16 protein-coding genes are annotated in these 21971 nt (G+C 71.4%); 6 read left to right on the plus strand and 10 right to left on the minus strand.

Going from position 1 to position 21971, the window contains the following annotated elements; translation table 11 throughout:
* Positions 1-356: 356 nt before the first annotated feature.
* From ABZU91_RS04905 to ABZU91_RS04920, 4 genes are all read left to right on the plus strand, one after another.
* Positions 357-1553 carry a thiolase family protein gene (locus ABZU91_RS04905; RefSeq protein WP_355233981.1) on the plus strand — a complete coding sequence of 399 codons (1197 nt, stop codon included), beginning with the start codon at positions 357-359 and terminating at the stop codon, positions 1551-1553.
* Entirely contained in the window at positions 1550-3619 is a 2070-nt protein-coding gene (locus ABZU91_RS04910) for a 3-hydroxyacyl-CoA dehydrogenase NAD-binding domain-containing protein (RefSeq protein ID WP_355233983.1), read from the plus strand. Before ABZU91_RS04905 ends, ABZU91_RS04910 begins: the two co-directional genes overlap by 4 nt.
* Before the next feature lie 156 nt (positions 3620-3775).
* Entirely contained in the window at positions 3776-4591 is an 816-nt protein-coding gene (locus tag ABZU91_RS04915) for a hypothetical protein (RefSeq protein WP_355233985.1), read from the plus strand.
* Between the two features lie 187 nt (positions 4592-4778).
* Positions 4779-6761, plus strand: coding sequence for a M4 family metallopeptidase (locus tag ABZU91_RS04920; protein WP_355233987.1), 1983 nt, complete (start codon positions 4779-4781; stop codon positions 6759-6761).
* Positions 6762-6819: 58 nt separating this feature from the next.
* Here ABZU91_RS04920 and ABZU91_RS04925 read toward each other — a convergent pair whose 3' ends face one another.
* The 6 genes from ABZU91_RS04925 to ABZU91_RS04950 form a co-directional block, all read right to left on the minus strand.
* Positions 6820-7227 carry a VOC family protein gene (locus tag ABZU91_RS04925; RefSeq protein WP_355233989.1) on the minus strand — a complete coding sequence of 136 codons (408 nt, stop codon included), beginning with the start codon at positions 7225-7227 and terminating at the stop codon, positions 6820-6822.
* Entirely contained in the window at positions 7224-7631 is a 408-nt protein-coding gene (locus ABZU91_RS04930) for a VOC family protein (RefSeq protein WP_355233991.1), read from the minus strand. The genes ABZU91_RS04925 and ABZU91_RS04930 overlap by 4 nt, the downstream gene beginning before the upstream one ends.
* Before the next feature lie 179 nt (positions 7632-7810).
* Positions 7811-8986 (minus strand): HAMP domain-containing sensor histidine kinase, encoded by a 1176-nt coding sequence (locus ABZU91_RS04935; protein WP_355233993.1) that lies wholly within the window; start codon positions 8984-8986, stop codon positions 7811-7813.
* Positions 8983-9651 carry a response regulator transcription factor gene (locus tag ABZU91_RS04940; protein WP_355233995.1) on the minus strand — a complete coding sequence of 223 codons (669 nt, stop codon included), beginning with the start codon at positions 9649-9651 and terminating at the stop codon, positions 8983-8985. The genes ABZU91_RS04935 and ABZU91_RS04940 overlap by 4 nt, the downstream gene beginning before the upstream one ends.
* Positions 9652-9736: 85 nt before the next feature.
* Positions 9737-11029, minus strand: coding sequence for a PQQ-binding-like beta-propeller repeat protein (locus ABZU91_RS04945; RefSeq protein WP_355233997.1), 1293 nt, complete (start codon positions 11027-11029; stop codon positions 9737-9739).
* A complete protein-coding gene (locus ABZU91_RS04950) occupies positions 11026-12318 on the minus strand; it encodes a PQQ-binding-like beta-propeller repeat protein (RefSeq protein WP_355233999.1) in 1293 nt (430 codons plus the stop codon). The genes ABZU91_RS04945 and ABZU91_RS04950 overlap by 4 nt, the downstream gene beginning before the upstream one ends.
* Before the next feature lie 101 nt (positions 12319-12419).
* On the opposite strand from ABZU91_RS04950, the gene ABZU91_RS04955 reads away from it, so the two are divergent.
* Positions 12420-14276, plus strand: coding sequence for a hypothetical protein (locus tag ABZU91_RS04955; RefSeq protein ID WP_355234809.1), 1857 nt, complete (start codon positions 12420-12422; stop codon positions 14274-14276).
* A gap of 75 nt (positions 14277-14351) precedes the next feature.
* On the opposite strand, the gene ABZU91_RS04960 is transcribed toward ABZU91_RS04955, so the two are convergent.
* A complete protein-coding gene (locus tag ABZU91_RS04960) occupies positions 14352-16277 on the minus strand; it encodes a hypothetical protein (RefSeq protein WP_355234001.1) in 1926 nt (641 codons plus the stop codon).
* A gap of 311 nt (positions 16278-16588) precedes the next feature.
* On the opposite strand from ABZU91_RS04960, the gene ABZU91_RS04965 reads away from it, so the two are divergent.
* Positions 16589-17785: a hypothetical protein gene (locus ABZU91_RS04965; protein ID WP_355234003.1), complete on the plus strand. Its 1197-nt coding sequence runs from the start codon at positions 16589-16591 to the stop codon at positions 17783-17785.
* A gap of 294 nt (positions 17786-18079) precedes the next feature.
* Here ABZU91_RS04965 and dxs read toward each other — a convergent pair whose 3' ends face one another.
* The 3 genes from dxs to ABZU91_RS04980 form a co-directional block, all read right to left on the minus strand.
* On the minus strand, positions 18080-20029 hold the full coding sequence (dxs, locus tag ABZU91_RS04970) for a 1-deoxy-D-xylulose-5-phosphate synthase (protein ID WP_355234005.1): 1950 nt from the start codon (positions 20027-20029) through the stop codon (positions 18080-18082).
* A 200-nt stretch (positions 20030-20229) separates the two neighbouring features.
* Positions 20230-21405, minus strand: a complete 1176-nt coding sequence (locus ABZU91_RS04975) for a tyrosine-type recombinase/integrase (protein WP_355234007.1) — start codon at positions 21403-21405, stop codon at positions 20230-20232.
* Between the two features lie 12 nt (positions 21406-21417).
* The gene (locus ABZU91_RS04980) at positions 21418-21834 is read right to left on the minus strand and encodes a helix-turn-helix transcriptional regulator (RefSeq protein ID WP_355234009.1); all 417 of its coding nucleotides are present in this window, start codon (positions 21832-21834) and stop codon (positions 21418-21420) included.
* Positions 21835-21971 lie beyond the last annotated feature (137 nt).

Consider the following 21971-nt stretch of genomic DNA (forward strand, 5'->3'; position numbering starts at 1 on the left):
CCCCACCACACCCCACCCCACCCGCCCCGCCCCGCCCTGCCCCCTGCCCCCGCCCCCGCCCCCGCCCACCCCGTTGATCATGAAGTTATTGCCACCGGCGCCGGCGTGTCCGGGCAACAACTTCATGATCACCGGGCGCTGGGGTGGGTGGGGGTGGGTTGGGGGTGGGTGGGGGTGGGGTGGGTGGGGCGCTGGGGGTGGGTGTTGTGGGGTGGGCCACAGTGGGGCGGTGGGGACGGGGCTGGTTACTGGCGAGTAGCATTCTGGGTGACGTGCCCCGCCCGGCCGACCCCTGTTCGGTCCGGAGCGCCGTCTGGCGGCGCGGAGGCCGAATAATGGTCGAGTAGGAGGCTCAAGTGCCCCGTGAAGTTCGGGATGTCGTCTTCGTCGACGGCGTCCGTACCCCATTCGGCAAGGCGGGTGGCATGTACGCCAACACCCGCGCCGACGACCTGGTGATCCGCTGTATCCGTGAGCTCCTGCGCCGCAACCCGCAGCTACCCCCGGAGCGGGTCGAGGAGGTCGCCGTCGCGGCCACCACCCAGATCGGCGACCAGGGCCTCACCATCGGCCGTACCGCCGCGCTGCTGGCCGGTCTGCCCAAGACCGTGCCCGGTTTCGCCATCGACCGGATGTGCGCCGGCGCGATGACCGCCGTGACGACCGTGGCCAGCGGCATCGCGATGGGCGCGTACGACGTCGCCATCGCCGGCGGCGTCGAGCACATGGGCCACCACCCAATGGGTGAGGGCGTCGACCCCAACCCGCGCATCATCGCCGAGAAGCTGGTGGACCCGTCCGCGCTGGTCATGGGCGCGACCGCGGAGAACCTGCACGACCTGGTCCCGCACATCACCAAGGAGCGCACCGACGCGTTCGCGCTCGCCTCGCAGCAGAAGACCGCCAAGGCGTACGCCAACGGCAAGCTCCAGGACGACCTGGTGCCGATGTCGATCCGCGACGCCGAGGGCGGCTGGGGTCTGGCCACTGTGGACGAGGCTCCCCGGGACACCTCGCTGGAGAAGCTCGCCACTCTGAAGACCCCGTTCCGCCCGCACGGCAAGGTCACCGCCGGCAACGCGGCCGGCCTGAACGACGGCGCGACCGCCAGTCTGCTCGCCGACGAGGCCACCGCCCGCGAGCTGGGTCTGCCGATCGCCATGCGGCTCGTGTCGTTCGGTTTCGTCGGGGTGGAGCCCGAGGTGATGGGCGTCGGACCGATCCCGTCGACGGAGAAGGCCCTGCGCCTGGCCGGGCTCAGCATCGACGACATCGGCCTGTTCGAGCTGAACGAGGCGTTCGCCGTACAGGTGCTCGCCTTCCTCGACCACTTCGGCATCGCCGACGACGACCCGCGGGTCAACCCGTGGGGCGGCGCGATCGCCATCGGTCACCCCCTCGCGTCCTCCGGCGTACGGCTGATGACGCAACTGGCCCGCCAGTTCGCCGAGCACCCCGAGGTCCGCTACGGCGTGACCGCCATGTGCATCGGCATCGGCATGGGCGGCACGGTCATCTGGGAGAACCCGCACTGGACGGAGGGCGACAAGTGAGCGCAGTCACCGCGCCGAGCGAGGTCGTCACGAAGGCGCTGCTGCGCCGGGTGAACGTGCCGGGGCTGGACCGCCCCGCCGCGCTGATCACCCTGGACAACGGCTTCGACCACACCAAGCCGAACACCTTCGGCCCGGGCGGGCTGGCGAGCCTGGACGAGGCGATCACCGCCGCGCTCGCCGCCGACCCGGCGTTCATCGCGATCACCGGCAAGCCGTACATCTTCTGCGTGGGCGCGGACATCGTCGGCCTGCCGCAGCTCGCCGACCGCGCCCAGGCGCTGGAGATCGGCCGGCTCGGCCACCGGGTCTTCGCCCGCCTCAAGGACAGCACGGTCCCCACCTTCGCGTTCGTCAACGGCGCGGCGATGGGCGGCGGCCTGGAGCTGGCACTGCACTGCCACTACCGGACGCTCTCCGGTGGCGCGGCGGCTCTCGCCCTGCCCGAGGTGTCCCTCGGCCTGGTGCCCGGCTGGGGCGGCACCCAGCTGCTGCCGAACCTGATCGGCATCCCCGCCGCCACCCAGGTGATCATCCAGAACCCGCTCATGCAGAACAAGATGCTCAAGCCGAAGCAGGCCGCCGAGCTGGGCATCGCGGACGTCCTGCTGGAACCGGCCGACTTCCTGGAGCGCTCGCTCGAGTGGGCCGCCGGGGTGGTGCGCGGTCAGGTGACGGTGACCCGGCCCGAGGTCGACAAGGACATGTGGGCGGGCGTGCTCTACTTCGCCCGGGAGACGCTGAACCAGCGGCTGCACGGCGCGGTCCCGGCCGCGTACAAGGCGTTGGACCTGCTGGAGACCGCCAAGGACGCCGACTTCGCGGCCGGTACCGCCGCCGAGGACGAGGCCCTGGCGGACCTGGTCTTCTCCGAGGAGCTGCGCAGCGGCCTGTACGCCTTCGACCTGGTGCAGCGGCGGGCCAAGCGGCCGGCCGGCGCACCGGACAAGGGCCTGGCCCGCACGATCACCAAGGTCGGCATCGTCGGCGCCGGCCTGATGGCCAGTCAGTTGGCGTTGCTGTTCGCCCGCCGTCTCCAGGTGCCGGTCGTCATGACCGACCTGGACCAGGCCCGGGTGGACAAGGGCGTCGGCTACGTGCACACCCAGATAGAGAAGGCCGTCACCAAGGGCCGGATGGACAAGCGTACGGCCGCGAAGCTGTACGGCCTGGTCAGCGGCACTGTCGACAAGAGCGCGTTCGCTGACGCCGATTTCGTCATCGAGGCGGTCTTCGAGGACCTGGGCGTCAAGAAGCAGGTCTGGGCCGAGCTGGAGAAGATCGTCTCCCCGGAGGCGGTGCTCGCCACCAACACCAGCTCGCTGTCGATCACCGAGATGGCGGCGGAGTTGGAGCACCCGGAGCGGGTGGTCGGCTTCCACTTCTTCAACCCGGTGGCCGTGCTGCCACTGCTGGAGATCGTCCGTGGCGAACGCACCGACGACGCCACCCTCGCGACCGCGTTCGCGGTCGGCAAGCAGCTCAAGAAGTCGAGCGTGCTGGTCAAGGACGCCCCGGCGTTCGTGGTGAACCGGCTGCTCACCCGCTTCCTGGGCACGGTCTTCGCCGCCGTCGACGCCGGCACTCCGCTGGACGTCGCGGACAGCGCCCTGGACCCGCTGGGCCTGCCGATGCGCCCGCTCGCCCTGCTCCAACTCGTCGGGCCGGCCGTCGCGTACCACGTGGGGGGCACCCTGCACGCCGCCTACCCGGACCGGTTCGGCGTCAGCGAGAACCTCAAGCGGATCGCGGACTCGGGTCAGCCGATCGTGGTCGACGACCAGGTCAACGAGGAGGTCGCCAAGCTGCTCGTCGTCGGTGACCAGCCGTTGACCGCCGAGCAGGTACGACAGAACGCGCTCGACGCGCTCGCGCAGGAGATCCGGCTCATGCTGGACGAGGGCGTGGTCGCCGAGGCGCAGGACATCGACCTGTGCATGATCCTGGGCGCCGGTTGGCCGTTCCACCTGGGCGGCGTCACCCCGTACCTGGACCGCACCGGCACCTCCGAGCGGGTCACCGGCCGGCGGTTCCTGCCGCGCGGGGCGGCGAGCCTGCCCGCCTGACCGTTCGGCTCCACCGTCGCGGTGGCCGGCTCGTCCCTCGTGGACTTGCCGGCCACCGCGCTCGTTCGCACCGCTGGTGGGACCCGGACGGTTACCGCGTCGGGGCGCGCGCCGGGTTACGATCACGCGCTTCGCACCCCATCCTGGAGCTGACTGATGTCCCAGCCGCCGGCCAATCCCTTCGGCCCGCCGCACGATTCCCCCACTCCGCCGCAGCAGCAGGGCCAGCCGGCCGTGCCGCAGCAGCCGGGTCCACCGCAGCAGCCCGGTTGGCCGCAGCAGCAGGGCTTCCCGCCCGCGCAGCAGCCCGGCGACTGGCCGCAGCAGCAGGGCTTTCCGCCGCAGCCGGGCCAGCCGTACGGCGGCCCGCACCTGGCCGGTCCACCGCCGAAGAAGTCGAACGTTGGCAAGATCATCCTGATCGCGCTGGCCGTACTGCTGGTGCTCTGCCTCGGTGGCGCGGCGGCCATCTGGTTCACGGTCAAGGACGAGGTGGGCGACGTCGTCGACGCCACCAAGACCCGCGTCGTCGCGCCGGCCACCCTCGCCGGCCGGGCCAAGAACACCGACCCGCAGTTGCAGACGGTCGCCGACCAGATGGTCGCCTCCATGAAGTCCGAGGTGAAGAACGAGACCAGCACTGTCGGTGCGTTCTACGGCGACCCGACCAAGCAGGACCTCCTCATGATCGCCGCGGTGTCCGGCGTGATGGCCGACCCGAAGAAGGAGCTGGACGAGGCGGTCACCGGGCTCTCCAGCGAGCTGTCGGTGACCAACATGGCGGCGGTCGACGCGGGGCCGCTCGGCGGTGACGCCCGCTGCGGCGACGGCAAGGCCGAAGGCGTACCGCTCGGCGTCTGCATCTGGGCCGACCGGGGCAGCGTGGGCCTGACGGTCATGTACTTCAAGACCGCCGAGCAGACGAAGGCGGAGTTCGTCACCATCCGTGGTCAGATCGAGCAGCGTTCCTGACCCGGACACCATCGGGCCCCGGTCACCTCAGGGTGACCGGGGCCCGCGTTCATGGACCACGGCGACAGTCCCTCGCCCAGCGCGGCCTCTGCCGAGCTGCTCAGCCCGCTGATCCAGAAGGTGTCCATTAGGGACCTTTAGCGTCTGTCGTGTCAGTACTGCCTGAATCGAGTATTGGAGTGCGACAGTGGGCTCAACAATCATCAGGCGCGGCGTCGCCGCGGCGGCGGGCATCCTGCTCGCGTCCGCGCTGCTGCCGACGAACGCGCGGGCCGAGCCGCCCGGTTCCCGGGTCGCCGAGGCGGCGAACTCGCTGCGAGCGAGTCTTGGCGCGCAGGGTGTCGTCGAGATCGACCGCGACACCGCGACGCTGCGGCGGCTGGCTCGGCTCGACGGTTACCTGACCGGGCCGAGCGCTGCCGCGCCCGAGCGGATCGCCCGCGACTATCTGGCGGCCCACCGGTCGGTCGTCGGCCTGACCGTCGCCGAGATCGCCGCCCTGCGGCTGCGCAAGGACTACGTCGACATCGAGGGCACCCACCACCTCAGCTTCGTGCAGCGCGTGAACGGAGTCGACGTCGTCGGTAACGGCATCAAGGCGCACATCACCAGGGACGGCCGGCTGATCGCTGTCGACGGCGCACCGCTCGCCGGGCTGCCCACCACGCTCGGCTCCGCGAGCGTGGACGCGGTCGCCGCCCGCAGGACCGCGGTACGCAACGTGTCGGGCACCGCGACGGCGACGGTCCGCTCCCGAACCACGGCGTCCGTGACCTTCTCCGACGGCGGCCGCGCCCGCCAGGTCGTCTTCAACACGCCGGCGGGTCCGAAACTGGCGTGGGAGGTGATCGACATGGACGAGGGTCATCTCAGCGTGGTGGATGCGGCCAACGGCGCGATCCTCTTCCAGCGGAGCATGGTCGCCGAACACCACGCGACGACGTGGCAGAACTACCCGGGCGCCCCGGTCGGCGGACGCCAGCGCACGGTCGACCTGAACAGGTGGTTGCCGGCGAACGCGGGCAGGCTGGAGGGCAACGTCGGGCACGTCTACTCCGACGTGAACGCCGACAACGCCCCGCAGGCGTCGGAGGAGGTCGAGCCAGACGCCACGAGCAGCTTCGACTTCCCGTTCACGGATTTCTCCAACCAGGTCGGTGCCCCGTGTTCGGCGCAACGGCAGTGCTCGTGGGATCCGGCGGTGCCGTATTCCTGGCAGAGCAACCGCAAGCAGAACGCGGCGCAGCTCTTCGCCTTCCTGGGAACCTGGCATGACCATCTCGCGGCCGCACCGATCGGCTTCACTCGGGCGGCGGGCAACTTCGAGGCTGTCGACGGCGATGGGGTGATCGCCGAGGCGATGGACGGCGCGGACACCGCCAACGGCCTGCCGGACAGCGACCACGACAACAACGCCAACATGACGACTCCGCCGGACGGCATGGCGCCGCGCATGCAGATGTACCTGTTCGTCAAGTCGGCGAGTGTTCTCGCCGGTAACTCCGGTGACACGGCGGACATCCTCTACCACGAGTACACCCACGGACTGTCCGACCGCCTGGTGGTCGACGCCAGCGGCAACTCGACCCTGATCAGCGCCCAGGCGCAGGCGATGTACGAGGCGTGGAGCGACTGGTACGGCCTGGACTATCTGGTCGACAGCGGCCTCGAGCAGGACGACGCCGTCGACGGTGACGTTCGCGAAGGCGACTACATCCTGGGCGGCCGTTCGGTGCGCAGCGAGGCGATGGACTGCCCGGTGAACAGCACCGAGCCGGTGTGTGCCGGCAACCCCGCCGCAGGTGTGGGCGGTTACACCTACGGCGACTACGGCAAGATCCGCAATTCGTCGACCGTGCCGGGGACCACCGAGCCGGAGATCCACGCCGACGGTGAGATCTGGGCGCAGACGCTCTGGGACCTGCGCGCGGCGATCGGGAGCCGCCTGGCCCGCTCCCTGGTCACCCGGGCGATGGAACTCTCACCGGCGGATCCGTCCTATCTGGACATGCGCGACTCGATCCTGCTGGCCGACCGGGTCGTGAACCACGGCCGCGGGCAGCGGGACATCTGGCGGGTCTTCGCGGCCCGTGGCATGGGCGTGCACGCGAGCACGGACGGCACCAGCGACACCACTCCGACCGAGGACTTCTCGGTGCCCCGCCGCTGACGCGCGGGCGTAGGTACGGCGGGACGCCGCAGTGGCGGCGTCCCGCCGTACGCAGACCCTAGGCCGCCGGGGCGTCCGGCCGCGCCGGTGACGCCGCCCGCTCGGCCGCGCTACGCAGCACGCAGAACTCGTTGCCCTCCGGGTCGGCGAGCACGACCCAGCCGGAGCCGTCCGGCCGGATCTGGTCGGCGACGTGCACCGCGCCGATGCCGAGCAGCCGCTCGACCTCCTCGGCCCGGGTCCGGTCGGCGGGTTGCAGATCGAGGTGCAGTCGGTTCTTCACCGCCTTGTCCTCGGGCACGGCGATGAAGAGCACCTCCGGGCCACCCGGCGGCAGCAGCATCGCCTCCGGGTCGCCGGGGAAGTCGTCCGGCTGCATGGGGCAGTCGAAGACCTGTGACCAGAAGCCGGCCAGGGCGTACGTGTCGCGACAGTCGAAGCTGATGTTGTGGATCGTCGAACTCACGGTTGGTCCTTCACAGTCGTGGTGACGACACGTTCCCCGGCGCTGCGCAGCACGCAGAACTCATTTCCCTCCGGGTCGGCCAGCACCGCCCAACCCGTCCCGTCGGCATGCCGCCGGTCGGCGACCATCGTGGCGCCGAGGCCGAGCACCCGCTCGACTTCCTCGTCGCGGGTCCGGTCGACAGGTTCCAGGCAGATGTGCTGCCGGTTCTTGGTCACCTTGTCGTCCGGCACCGCTTGGAAGAACAGGTTCGGGGTGGCCTCGTCCGGCGGCAGCAGGACCGCCTCCGGATCACCCGGGACGTCCTCGTCGTGCCGGGCGTAGCCGAGCACCGCCGACCAGAAGCCGGCCAGGGAGTACGTGTCGTGGCAATCGAAACTGATGTTGCGGATCCGTGGATACACGGGTGGTCCCTCCACGTTCGGATGGGTACGCTCCGCTGCCCGGGGTCAGCCGGCGAAGACCCGGGGTGCGGAGCCCTGACTGGTGGACATCGACGCACCCCCCTTCGTTCTCGAGCTGACGTGGGTGATCTTGCCAGCGGAGGAGCGCCGTACGCAACCCTTTCGACCGCGCCGACCGCTCACCCACTGATGGCCACCGGGCCGGGCACCGCCGGGGCGTCCACCGCCGGCAGGGTGACCGTCACCTCCAAGCCGCCGCCGGGCTGGGCGACCACCCGGACGGTACCGCCGTGTGCCTGGCAGACCGCGCGGACGATGGACAGCCCCAGGCCGGAGCCGCGCGCGCCGGTCCGTTCCCGGCCGCCGCGTCGGAACGGCTCGAACAGTCCCGGCACGTCGGCCTGGTCCACCTCGAAACCGGTGTTGCCCACCACCAGCCACGAGCGGTCGCCGTCGGTGCCGGTACGCACCCAGAGCCGCCCGTGCAGGTGGTTGTAGCGCACCGCGTTCTCGATCAGGTTGCCGGCCAGCCGGTCGAGCAGCCCGGGATCGCCGACCACCGGCGCGGACTCCAGCGACGTCTGCACGCGCAAGCCGATGCGCTCCACCTCGCGGCGCATCGCCGACAGCGCGTTGGCGGTGCCGGTGGCGAGGTCGCACTCGGTACGCCGGCCCAGCCGCCGTCCGGCCTGCGCTTCGCTGCGGGCCAGCACGAGCAGCGCGTCGACCAGCCCGTTCGCCCGCTCCGAGGCGTCGCGGACCACGGTGGCCATCCGGCGGTACTCGGCGGCGTCCGCGTCGTCGTCGCTGAGCGTCACGTCGATCTCGGTCCGCATGACGGCGAGTGGAGTCCGCAGCTCGTGCGAGGCGTTCGCCACGAAGCGCTTCTGCGCCTCGAACGCGGACGCGATCCGGTCCAGCATCGCGTCGAACGTCTTGGCCAGCTCGGCCACCTCGTCGTCCGCGCCCGAGTAGCCGATGCGCTGGTCCAGCGTCGCCTCGCCGAGCCGCTGTGCGGTTGCCGTGACCTGGTGCAGGGGCCGCAGCGCCCGCCCCGCCACCGCGTACGCGCCGGCGACCCCGACCACGCTGATCGCCAACAGCGCGACCAGGCCCTTGGCCAGCAACTCCCCCGAGGCGGAGTCGACCAGTTCACGTTGCCACTGGGCGGCGTCCATCGTGCCGCCGTCGGAGAGCAGCACCGTCGTGCCGGGCAGCAGCTCGTCGGTGGGCCGCAGCGCGTCGCGGACCAGCAGCCAGGCCAGCAGCACCAGGATCGCGCCCGCGCCGACCAGCAGCACACCGTTGAGCAGGGTCAACCGCAACCGCAGGGTGGGCCGCAACGGGCGCTTCACGGCTGGACCTCGGCCGTGCGGTAGCCCGCGCCCACCACCGTCTCGATCAACGGCGGATCGCCGAGCTTCTTTCGCAACGTCATGACGGTCACCCGGACGATCGTGGTGAACGGGTCGGTGTTGGCGTCCCAGACCCGTTCCAACAGCTCCTCGCTGGACACCACCGCGCCACGAGCCTTGAGCAGCTCGCTGAGCACCCCGAACTCCTTGTTCGTCAGGTCCATCGGCATCCCGGCGCGGGTGGCGACCCGCCGTGCCGGGTCCAGCACCAGGTCGGCCAGTTCGAGCACCGGCGGCGCGGCCGGGGTGGCCCGCCGGCCCAGCGCCTGCACCCGGGCGACCAACTCGTCGAACGCGAACGGCTTCGGCAGGTAGTCGTCCGCGCCGAGTTGAAGCCCTTCCACCCGATCGGCGACGGTGCCGCTCGCGGTCAGCATCAGCACCCGGGTCAGCGCCCCCGAGGCGGCAAGGTCGGCACAGATCTGGTCGCCGTGCACACCGGGCAGGTCGCGGTCGAGCACCACCACGTCGTACCGGGTGACGAACGCCGCCTCGTGGCCGGCGTCGCCGTCGTACGCGACGTCGACCGCCATGCCCCGCTTGCGCAACCCGCGCGCGATCGCGTCGGCGAGGTTGCGTTCGTCCTCGACCACCAGTACCCGCATGCCGGCCTCCTCGCTGCTGACCACCGACAACCTAGTGCCGGCCGGCAACCATCCTCCCTCGCCGACCGCCGGGACCCGCCGACGGTCAGCGGGTCAACCGCCACACCCCGAACGCGGCGTCCTGACGGCGACAGAGCAGCCACCCGGTGGCGGCCCGGCAGTCCCCCGAGGCGTCCGGCAACACGTCCAGCACCCGCACCGTGCCGCCCCGGACGTCCAACTCGGCGACGACCAGGCCGCCGTCGGGGTGGGGGCGTACCCCGATCAGCGGTTTGTCGACGTCGTACCGGACGATCTCCCAGCGACCCAGCCCCACCAGCACCCGGCCGGTCGGCGGATCGAGGACGACGAGATCCTCGGATCCCGGCCCGGCGCTGCTCACCGCGGTGGCCAGCAATCGGTCGGCGTACGGCCAGACCCACCCCCAACGGTCGTCGGCCCACCGCGGCTCACCTGTCGCGGCGTCGATCGTCCGCATCCCGCCGGACTGGCTCTGCAGGCACAGGAGGACGCCGCAGGCGGAGACGTACGTCTCCCCGACGGCAGGGATCTGCCAACGCCGGTCCAGGTGGTCCAGGCCGTACGCCGAGATGACGGACGGTGATCCGTCGATGGTGACCAGCAGGTCGTCCACCACATGCAGGACGCGGGGCGTTTCGCCGCGCGGCGCGGGCAGGTGGGCGCGCGTCAGCACCGTTCCGGTGGTCGTATCGCGGACCTCGACCTGCGCGTTCCCGCGCAGGAGCACCAGCCGGTCCACCCATCGCTCACCGTCGCGGGGGGTGAGGTCGGCACCCGCCTCGACGGACGCCTGCCAGCGAACGGTGCCGCAGCACGCGTCGACGGCGCGCAGGGCGCCCGCGGCCTCGTCCTCGCCGGACCACAGCAGGATCCCGCCGTCGGGCAGGGCAACGGGTCGTCCCGGCTGCTGCCAGAGGTACGCGCCCGTCTCGGGATCCAGGGCGATCGTGATCGTCCCGGAGTGGTCCGTGCCGCTCTCGTACCCGACGGCCAGCAGCGTTCCGCCCTGCCGCGCGACGCCCCAGTACCGGCCCTCGACCGGCAGCGACGTACGCCAGGCCTGCTCACCGTCGGGCAGGCGGGTGGCGGTCAACGTGCGCTGTCCCGTCGCCCCGAGCTGCTCGACGAGGAAGATCATGTCGTCGAAGAGGATCGCGTCCGCGTTGTTCGCCGCTGGCAGCGTCACCATCTCGCGCGGGGTGAGCGGCACCGACCCGGCGAGGCCGACCAGCACCAGCACCAGGACCAGCACGCCGCGCAGGGGTCGCCCACGGGCCGCCGGCGGACGGGGCAGCCGGGCGGTGTCGAGGTCCGGCCCCTGGCGCAGTTCACCGAGGTCGATCACCGGGCCGGTCACCGGGGCAACCGCCAGAGAGCCGTCGAGCCGTCGAGCCGTCGACAGAGCAGGACGGGCTGCGCGGCCTGGCATCCGCCCACCACGCCCGGCAGGACATCGAGAATCCGCGTCCGCCCGGCGGCGAGGTCCAGCTCGGCGACGACGAGCCGACCGTCGGGTGTCGGGCGTACGCCGAGCAGCGTGTCCTCGCGGCGCACCTGGTTCACCAACTGCCACCGGCCCAGCTCGGCGCGTTCCCGTCCGGTCCGCGCGTCGCGGACCGCATACCGCTGCTCGGACGTGGCCACCAGCAACCTGTCCCGGCGGACGTCGACGAGCATGTCCGGCCCCCGGTCCGACCAGCGGACGGCACCGGTGGCGGGGTCGATCATCTGGATACCGCCGGTCTGCTGGACCGCGCACAGCAGATCCGCGCACGGTACCGCCCAGGCGACCAGTGGCACCGGGGACCTCCAGGCCGGCGCCATCGCGGGCAGCCGGAAGGCGACAAGTTCGGTGCTGCCGGGTGGGACGAGCAGCACCAGGTCGTCCGCGACCTGCACCCGTTGGAACGCCGACCGGGCGCCAGGCAGGGTGTCGACGCTGTGCCGCAGGTCTCCGGTGTCGGCGTCGTACACCTGCACCTCCCCGGTCGGCTGGACGAACACGACCTGGTCGACCTGGTCGCCCTGCCGGTGGAAGTCGGTGCCACCGAACGGCGCGGGCACCGACCAGAGCACCCGCCCGGTGTCGGGCGTCACCCGGCTCACCGAGCCCAACCCGTCCTCCGTGTCGTTGACGAGGAGCATGCCCCCGTCGGTCGCCCGCTGGACGATCCCCGGGTTGCGCCAACGCCGCTGACCCGTCTCGGCGTCGAAGGCGGTGGTCTCCAACACCCCATCGGCGGTGCTGACGCCCACCGCCAGCAGCATCCCGCGTTGCATCCACGCGGAAACGTAGTCTCCGCTGCGCTCCAGCGGCGCACGCCACCGACGCCGCACGTTGTCACCGCCCGTCGGCCCGGGTTGGTCGTAGACGGTCAGGTACCGGTCCCCGCTGGGCGTGGACGCGTCGACCACCACGATCGCGTCCTCGGTGAGGTACGCCGACGCGCCGGGCGCGGTCGGCACGGACGTCACGGTGCGGTGCCGTACCGCCGTCGCGCCGGTGAGCGCGACGAGGGCGAGCAGCAGCACCGCAGCGGTCCGCAGGGGACGGCCCACGGCGCGCGGCGGACGAGCCGTCGGCTGCGCCACCGGCTCGCCCCGGACCTCGCCCAGCTCGATGATCGGCAACGATCGTCCCTCCATCGCCGGTGGATCCGACCGGGGGCGGCCCGGCAAACCGGCCGTGACCGTACCGGCCCGGCAAAAGCGACGCATCCTCGCCTGTACGATGGCGCGTCGTGGCTGTGCCGGTGGTAGACCCCTCGCTGAATCCCGTGACCGACGCCGAGCTGGCCGAGGTCGAGCCGACACGGCGGCCTCGACGCCGCCCGAGCCGAGCCGACCTGTTGGCCCTCGGAGCCTATGTGGTGCTGGGCGTCTTCGTCTGCCTCAACTACTGGGGGGACGTGACGGGTCGGGTCTCGTCGCACCTGCCCACCGACCACAGCTGGTTCGAGTGGCTGTTCGCGCACGGCGCGTACTCCGTGCGGCACCTGGAGAACCCGCTGTTCACCGCCCGGCAGAACGCCCCGGACGGGGTGAACATGATGGCCAACACCTCGCTGCTCGGGGTGACCCTGCCGCTGGCCCCGCTGACCATGCTGCTCGGCCCGCAGGTGATGTACGCGCTCTACCTGGGTGGGGCGCTGGCCGCCACCGCCGGCACCGCGTACTGGATGCTCTCGCGGCACCTGGTGCGCTCCCGGGCCGCGGCCTCCGTCGGCGGGGCCTTCCTCGGCTTCGCGCCGGGCATCATCCACCACGCCAACGGTCAGCCCAACTTCGTCTCCAACTTCCTGCTCCCGTTGATCGTGGTGCGGGTGCTGCGGTTGGGCGAGCCGGGCCGGTGGCGGCGCAACGGGCTGGTGCTCGGCGCGCTGGTGACGTACCAGATCTTCATCAACGAGGAGATGCTGCTGCTCACCGCACTGGCCTGCCTCGTCGTCGTGGTGGCGTACGCGGTGCAGCGACCACGGGCCACCCGCGCCATGGCCGGGACGTTCCTGGCCAGCATGGGTGTGGCCGGCGGGCTCACCCTGGTGCTCACCGCGTACCCGATCTGGTTCCAGTTCGACGGCCCCCAGTCCTACCGGGGCCTCCAGGGTGGCGTCTTCCACAACTGGGGCGAGGACCTGGTCGCCTTCGTATCCTTCGCCCGGGACACCTGGGCGGGTGACCCGGCGATCGAGAAGACCATCGGGCTGACCGAGCAGAACACCTGGTTCGGCTGGCCGCTGGTACTGCTCTCGCTGGTGGCCCTGGCGCTGCTCGTACGCCGCTCGCTGGCCGCCCGGATCGTCGCGGTGCTCGTCGTGGTGTTCACCGTGGCCGCGATCGGGCCGTGGGTGCGCTTCGACGGGGTCGAGACCGACATCCCCGGCCCGTGGTCGTACGTGTCGGACGAGCTGCCGCTGGTCGAGATGATGATGCCCACGCGCCTGGCGCTGGTGGTCGCCGCCGCGGTGGGCGTACTGCTGGCGCTGTTCTGGGACGCGGCGGCCCGCCACGGCCGCCCGGCCCTCGCGCCGGCCCCGCGCGCCGGTGAGCCGGCCGCCGCGCCGGTCGCGGCGCGCCGACGGTGGCTGCGCCCGCTGGGGTACGCGGCGGTCGCCCTCGCCCTGCTGCCGCTGTTCCCCCGGCCACTGCCGGCGCAGCAGATCGACCCGCCGCCGCACTTCATCACCGCGGGCGGCTGGCGACCGTACGTGCCGGCGGGCCGGACCCTCGTCCCGGTACCGATCCCGAGCAACGTGCACGGCCTGCCGACGCTGCGCTGGAGTGCCCTCACCAGGCAGGAGTTCCCCATCCCGGGCGGCTACTTCATCGGCCCGAACGAGTTGGGCGAGGGCGTCTTCGGCGCCCCGAACCGGCCCACGAGCAGCCTCATCTACTCCACGATGGACGCGGGCGTCCTGCCGGCGCTCACCGACGAGAACCGGCGGCAGGCCGTCGAGGATCTGCGGTTCTGGCGAGCGTCGGTGGTGGTGCTCGGAGCGCACCCGCGCGAGGCGGTGCTCCGCGAGCTGGTCACCGCGCTGATCGGACCGCCGCAGCGGGTCGACGACGTCTGGGTCTGGGACGTCCGCGCCCTGGTGGGCTGATCAGCCCACCAGGGGCCGGACGTCCCGTGGTGGGCGCGCGGGCGGCACCCCGAGCGGCGCCGTTCCGGGTGGTCGTCAGACCGAGCGGTCGGTCAGCGTCCGGACGTCCCACACCCAGACGTCCAGCTCCTGCCGACCGGGACCGACCAGCTCCTCGACGGTACGCCGCAGCGGCTCGGCGTTCTGCTGCCGGACCGGGAGCACGAGGATCGCCGCCCGCCAGTGCCGCAACTCGTCCGTGAAGCGCCGGCGCTGCCGGTCGTCCAGCTTGGAGGTACGACCGGTGGTCGCCACCTCCTCCAGCAGTTGGCTGACCCCGCTCGGTCGGCCGCCGAACCGGCCCGGGTCGCCGGTGTTGCCGTTGCGGGGGGCGAGGAAGTAACCACCCGGGATCTTGAAGTCGAGGTTGGTGGCCGCCGCCCAGCGCATGCCGTGCGTGTTGCCCATGCTGGGCACCGGGATCGGCACGAGCGTCTGGTCCGGACCGACGTACGCCCGCCAGCGGTCGGCGGTGATGAACTCCGGCACCGGCGGCCGGGAGACCATCCGCAGCGGCATCGGAGCGATCGGCAGCAGCGCGAACGCCAGGCCGGCGGCGGTCAGCGTCCGGACGGTACGCCGCTCGGCCGGACGCAGCGCCCAGGCCCGCTCGACGGCGAGCGCGAGCAGCAGGCCGATGACGACCGTGGTGATCAGACCGAAGCGGGTCGGCACCACCGCGTCCAGCAGGGGCAGGTGCACCAGCAGCTCCCACGGCCCCGCGATCAGGTCCCGGTCCCACCAGGAGATCTGCTCGCCGAGCGACAGCAGGGCGAAGAACGCGCCGGTACTGGCGAGCGCCCGCACGACCATCTCCCGACGCAGCCAGACCACGACGCCGACGGCCAGCAGCGACAGGCTCCAGCCGAAGAAGGCGTTCTCCTCCGAGTAGTTCGGCGCCAGGTTGACGTTGGCCCGCTGGTTGCCGCCGAGCGTGGCCGAGCCGGGCGCGAAGAAGGAGGCGATGTCGTTGCCGTAGTCCTGCACCGCGTCGCTGAGCCCGTGGTACGCCATCGGCCCGGCGAACTGCACGTACAGCGGGTACGCCAGCAGCGCCCCGGCCACCAGCGCGCAGGCGGCGAGACCGGCGGCCAGCGGTCGCCACGCCGCCGACCAGCGGGCCGGCTCCTGGGCCACCACCGCGAGCAGGAAGATCCCGCAGGCCATCGCCGTGAAGAGCAGAATCTCCTCGTTGATGAACGCCTGGGCGGTGACGAGCAACGCCAGCAGGACGCCGTCGCGGACCGGCCGGCGCGAACGGGTGAGCACCAAAACCCGCCAGACGATGAACGGCAGCAGGAACTGGCTGATGATGTTCGGGTGCCAACTGGCGTGCGAGAGCATCGCCGGGGAGAAGCCGCAGAACCAGCCGCCGGCCGCAGCCGCGAGCGGCGTACGCACGATGTGACGACGGAGCACGAAGTACCAGGCCAGGGCGGTGCCGGCGAGGCCGAGCGTCACCAACATGACGAAGGACACCGCAGGGCCGAACAGCAGGGTCACCGGCACCATCGGGATGCCCAGCGCCAGCACCGCCGTGTTGGCCATCAGGTTGACGCCGTCGGGGTAGTTGAACTGCTCGGTGTAGAACGGATACTCCCCGTGCAGCACCACCCGCACCGAATGGGCGAGGAAGAACTGCACCTGGGCGGGATCACCGGTGTAGAGCGACGCCACCCGGCCGGCCGGGTCCAGCCAGATCCGGCTGGTCACCCAGAGTGCGGCGAGCAGGAACAGCGCGCCGACCGCCAGGTGCTGTCGTCGCCGGGTCCAGCCCGACCAACGGCTCCGGCTCGACCCGGACGCCGCAACCGTCTCGTCCGGCGCGGTCGGTGCCGGCGCGGACTCGTCCGGCACGGTCGAGGTCTGGGCACTCGTCGCGGGCGCGGACGCGTCCGGCACGGTCGAGGTCTGGGCACTCATCGCGGGCGCGGACCCGTCCGGCACGGTCGAGGTCGACACGGACGCTTCCGACGCGGGTGAGGTCGACGCGGCCGAGGTTGGGGACGCTGTCGGGGCCGGGGCGGTGTCGACGCGGTCGGTCGGAGCGGCGGAGTCGCCGGGCGCCCCGACGGACCTGGCCCGGGAAGCGAGGGCGCGGGACTCGGCAGGCGTCACAGTCGGCGGAGTCTACCCGAGTGACGAAAGGGCACTAAAGCCGCGGTGGCGTCCATTGTGGTGGGTGCGGAACCGACCAGCGGCGGCGTCGCGTCGGACATCTCGTACTATGGCGCTTTCCGGGAACGACGGCGAGGCGATCGGGGGCGGATCAGGTGACTCCGGGCCGCCGGCACGGCAGGACGTTCGCTGTCCTGCTCGCCGCGCTGTTGACCGCCGCCGCGTGCGGTCCCGTCGCGGACCGAGCGCCCCGTGATCTGCGGGTGGGGTACGACAGCCTCGACGGCACACTGGCCGTGTGGCCACCGCGGGGTGACCTGTCCGGCGACACGGCGGTGACGAGGGCGGTCACCGAGGCGGTGCGCGAGTGGCGCTCGCCAGCCGACGACCGTGCGCACCTGCCCTCGTCCGGCATCCTCTTCTCCGGTCGCGTCGACGGTGCCCCGGTGGCCCTGGTCGCGGCCGACGTGCCCGGCGAGAGCGCGTCCTGGCTGCTGCAACTCACCGGCGACGGCGGCCGGTACGCCATCACCCGCGCCACCGAGTACACCGACCCCGGCTACCTGGTCTACTCCGACGTGCTTCCGGTGCAGACTGCCGGCGGCCGACGCTACCTGGTCTCGGCGCGGGTGCAGCAGCTCCTCGGACCGCAGGGACGGGCGTTGGTCGTCGCCGACGGTCTCAGCGCCCCGGTCGACGTGCCGGCCTGCATGGCGGTGGGCGTGACGGCAACCCTCCGGGCCACCGAGTCTCTGCCTCGGGGACGGGCCGCCGACCGCCTGCTCGACCTGGGCACCGGCACGACCGACCCGCGCTATCCGCTGGTCCGGGACGAGTCCGGCGCGGGGCGGCGGGCGCTCACCGGCCTCGACACCTGCGTGCTGGCGGGTGAGCGGGGTCCGTTCGGCAGCATCCCGCGCCGGATCGGCGACCGGGACGCGCCGAAGTCGGTGCCGACGTCCTGGCCGATGGCGAAGCTCTCGGTCCGTTCACTCGGCGAGGTGGCGCTCGGCGGCGGCGAGCCGGCCGAGTTGCAGCAGCTCAGCTGGGACACCGACGCCGGCACCATGACCGCTGTCGTCTACCGCCCGGCGAACGGGAGCGCCCCGGTGGTCTCGCCGGCCGACCGGGCCACCCCACTGCAGACGTACCAGCTCCCGGTCCCCGGCCAACCTCTGCTCGTACTCAGCTGGCGGGCCACCCGGGACAGCTCGCTCTCGGTGCCGCCGGGCACCCCACTGCTGGTGGAACGCCCCGGCCTGGTGGTCGTGCCCGAGCCATCCCGCACCCAGACCTACAGCCTCGCCAACACCGACAAGACCCACTACCGCTCAGTAAGCCCCCGCCGCTAACCCCGTTACCTTTCCCCGAGCCCCAGCCCGAGCCCCAGCCCCCAGCCCCAGCCCCAGCCCCAGCCCCAGCCCCAGCGATCTTGCACTTTCTGTTGCGACAAAAGGCACGAACATGTGCATTACAACAACCGAAAGTGCAAGATCGGCGCGCGGAGAGAGGCCGGGAGGCGCGCGGAGGGAGGCCGGGAGGCGCGCGGAGAGAGGGGCCCGGAGGCGCGCGGAGAGAGGGGCCCGGGAGGCGCAGGACGGCGGGCAGCCCTCGGGGGGCTGCCCGCCGTCGTGAGGTTCCGGGGGTTAGTTCTGGGCTGCCGTCTTGCTGGCGGGGGTCAGGTGGTCCGGGGTGGCGTCCAGGCGGGAGATCCAGCCGGTGACGTCGCGGGCCACGTCCTGCGCGGTGAGGCCGAGGTCGGCGAGGATCTGCGCGCGGGTGCCGTGCGGGTGCCAGTCGGCCGGTACGCCCAGGTCCTTGAGCGGCACGCGGACGTCGGCGTCGCGCATCGCCTGGCCGAGAGCGTCACCGACACCCCCGACGCGGACCCCGTCCTCGATGCTGACCACGAGCCGGTGGCGGGCGGCCATGTCGACCAGCTCGGCCGGCACGGGGCGCACCCAGCGGGGGTCGACGACGGTGACGCCGTAGCCGTGCTCGGCGACCCGGGCGGCGACCTCCATGCCCATCTGGCCGAAGGCACCGACGGCGACGAGCAGCACGTCGGTACGTGCCGACTCGGCCAGTACGTCGACGGTGCCGACCCGGCGCAGCGCGGGCAGGTCGGTGGCGACCGAGCCGGTCGGGAAGCGCAGGACGGTCGGGCCGTCGTCGGTGGCCACCGCCTCCCGCAGCTCCTCCCGGAGCGTGGCGGCGTCACGGGGTGCCGCGATCCGCAGGCCGGGCACCACCCCGAAGACCGACATGTCCCAGATGCCGTAGTGGCTGGGGCCGTCGGGGCCGGTGATGCCCGCCCGGTCCAGCACGAAGGTCACCGGCAGCTTGTGCATCGCCACGTCCAGCAGGACCTGGTCGAAGGCGCGGTTGAGGAAGGTCGCATAGACGGCGACGACCGGGTGCAGGCCACCGAGTGCCAGGCCGGCCGCCGAGGTGGCGGCGTGCTGCTCGGCGATGCCCACGTCGTACACCCGCTCGGGGTACTTGCGGGCCAACTTGGCGATGCCGGTCGGCTCGGCCATGGCGGCGGTGATGCCCACCACGTCGGGGCGTTCGTCGGCGACGGCCAGCAGCTCGTCCGAGAAGACGTGGGTCCACTTCACCGACGGGGCAGCCAGCAGCGTGCCGGTCTCCACGTCGAAGGCGCTGCTCGGGCCGTGCAGGCAGTCCGCCTCGTCCTCCTCGGCCGGGCGGTAGCCGTACCCCTTGCGGGTGACGGCGTGCACGATCACCGGGCCGCCGAAGTTCTTCGCCGCGCGCAGGGCCGACTCGACGGCCGCCACGTCGTGCCCGTCGACCGGGCCGACGTACTTGATGCCCAGGTCCTCGAACATGGCCTGCGGGGCGACGGCGTCCTTGATGCCCTTCTTGACCGCGTGCAGCACCTCGTACATCGGCTTGCCGACGAGCGGGGTGGAGCCGAGGGCGTCCTTGACGGTGTCGAGGACCTTCTCGTAGCCCGGGTTGAGCCGCAGCGAGGAGAGGTGGTCGGCCAGGCCGCCGATGGTCGGCGAGTAGGAGCGGCCGTTGTCGTTGACCACGATCACCAGCGAGTTGCCGGCGGTGGCGATGTTGTTCAGCGCCTCCCAGCACATGCCGCCGGTGAGCGCGCCGTCGCCGACCACGGCCACGACGCTGCGCTGCTCACCACGCAGGGCGTACGCCTTGGCGAGGCCGTCGGCGTAGGAGAGGGCGGTGGAGGCGTGCGAGTTCTCGATGAGGTCGTGCTCGCTCTCGGCCTGGCTGGGGTAGCCGGAGAGGCCGCCGCGCTGCCGGAGCTTGTCGAAGCCGGCCTGACGCCCGGTGAGGATCTTGTGCACGTACGCCTGGTGGCCGGTGTCGAACAGGAGCCGGTCCCGGGGGGAGTCGAAGACGCGGTGCATGGCCAGCGTCAGCTCGACCACACCGAGGTTGGGCCCGACGTGCCCGCCGGTGCGGGAGACCTTGGCGATCAGGAAGTCCCGGATCTCGGCGGCGAGCACTTCCAGCTCCTCGCCCGACATCCGCTTGACGTCCTGTGGACCGCGTACCGTCCCCAGCAGCCGACCGTGGTTGGCCGTGTCCTCTTCAACGCTCATGACCGGAGAGTCTATCGGCCGCCCGGTACTCCGCAGCCTGGCCCGAGCCGCTCGCGTCGAGCCGGCCGGCTGAGCGCCTGGTCAGGGGCGAATCCGCCGCCGGTCGCTACGCGGCGGCCGGCGGAAGCAGCAGTCCGACGCACTCGACGTGCTGCGTCATCGGGATCGCATGGATCTTGAGCGAGCGCAGGTCAACCATGCTAAGCACTCGGGAAGTCCACCACCGTGCGTCGCACGTGCGTCTGATGCGGCAGGATCCGCTTCCACGCCGCCTCCACCGACCCATGTGCGTCGGGGGCCAAGTGACTGTAACGAGCCGTGGTCTGTGAACTCTCATGCCCGAGCAGCTTCTGAATATCCGCGATCGGCACCCCGTCCTGGATCAACCACGACGCCGCCGTGTGCCTGCAATCGTGCGGATCCAGGCGCTGAATCAGCGGCGCCCGCTGCCCCTCCGGCAGTTTCCGGTTCCGCGCCGCGATCTCCGCGTTCGCCCGGTCGATCGCCGCGTACCAGACAGCCCGCCAGTTCGCCCCAGACAAGTTCTTGGCACCCCGGTTGGTGACGAAGACTCGTGCATCTGTTGTACGTCCATCAACCAGTGGGGCCATGAGGTCGAGCAGGTAACGCGGCACCGGAACTTCCCGCCGGGACTTCGACGACTTCGGGTACGACTTCCACTTCCCCGACTGGGTGAGCGCACCCACGATCTTGATGCGCCCTCGCAGCCAGTCGATCGGGTTGCCGTCTTCCCGCTCCCCTGCGCACACCGCCGCCGCTTCACCCCACCGGGGGCCGACGACGCACATCAGTTCGGTCATCACCGAGTGCCCCCGGTTCCGCTCGTCCAGTTCGGCGCGGATCGCATCCACTTCGGCGCGGCTGAACCAGGCGGGCAGCTTCGGCGGCGTGGCCGGCAGGTCGATCTTCCGGCAGGGCGTCTCGGCGAGCATCCCGGCGGTGACGGCATCCCCGCACAGGGTGGAGAGGAGGTTGTATGCCCGCCGGATGGCGAACGCCCCCACCCCGGCCTTCTGCATCTGCCGCACCCACGTCTGCACGTCCAGCGGGGTGATCGAGTTCATCGGCCAGTCCGCCCAGTGTTTGAGGATGTGGTTGCGCATCATCCCCTCGTCGGAGCGGCGGGTTTCCTCCTCGACGACGCGGGCGGGGAACCACTTGTCGGAGAACTCCTGCACGGTGCTGCGGCCGGCGCGCGGGTCACGCCACATCCCCCGGGCGATCTTGGTTTCTTCTTCGTTCGCCCAGTCCTTGACGACCTTCTTGATGAAGTCTGTGCGGGTGAGCCGCTTGCCGTTGGGTGCACGCACAGTGCCCTGCCACTTGCCGGAGGGCAGCTTGCGGATGTAGGGCATGCGACTTTCCTCCTACCCTGCGGCCTCGCTGCCGCCGGCCGCCTCGTCTTGCGGCATGTCGACCAGTGAACGCATTTGCTGGCGGATCCACCGCTTGACACTTGGGCTGGTTTTGGGGTCGGCGAGCTTGCTCATGAGCGCAAGGATGTCCGGGTCGTACCCGCCTGCTTGCGTGGCTTCGGTCTCGTCGTTGCGAAGGTATCCGACAGCCACGAGCAGATCGACGGGGCTTTGGTTGAGCGCTCGCGCGATGTCGCGAATATTGTCGGAGTTGACCGAGTTTTCTTGCTTGAGCCACCGAGTAATGGTTCGCGATGAGACGTTGATTTTGCGGGAGAACTCAGCCTGGTTACCCCGGGCTGTGGAGTCGATCAGTGCGCTGACGAGCGCCGCCCAGGCTGCCCTGTCGATGCTGGTTCGGTCGGCCACGCGGTCACGATAGCGGACTTGTATGTCCATCCCCGGCTCGACTTTCCGTAGGTTGCTCCCCAGCGAACGCCGACCCGGAGACGCTGCGCACACAAACGCGCCCCGTGAGTGACATTCACACCCGTCTTGATTTCAAC

The organism is Micromonospora sp. NPDC005174, from assembly GCF_040608495.1.
In the GTDB taxonomy this organism is placed as follows: domain Bacteria; phylum Actinomycetota; class Actinomycetes; order Mycobacteriales; family Micromonosporaceae; genus Micromonospora.